The organism is Nocardia sp. NPDC004604 (assembly GCF_040609795.1).
Taxonomy (GTDB): Bacteria; Actinomycetota; Actinomycetes; order Mycobacteriales; family Mycobacteriaceae; genus Nocardia.
Genome location: NZ_JBEXLC010000305.1, coordinates 2768 through 3027, shown reverse-complemented (window position 1 = coordinate 3027; position 260 = coordinate 2768).

Below are 260 nucleotides of genomic sequence, written 5' to 3'. Positions count from 1 at the left end.
TACTTAAAAAATTAGGAGTTTTCTAATATGTTGCACGCATTTATCTTTGGAGTTATACCAATGTTGGTTTTAATAGCTATTGCAAAGATTGGTCAAATTATAAAACAAAGACAGAAACGTTAGCTAAAAAGCTAGCGTTTTTTTTATGTCTTTTTGCCCCTGCGGGAACTATAGCGTTCAACCGGCATGGTTGCCCAATTTTCATGTTAATTTTTAAATTTGCATGTAACTGGGCAGTGTTTATTTTTTTCTGCCCAGTT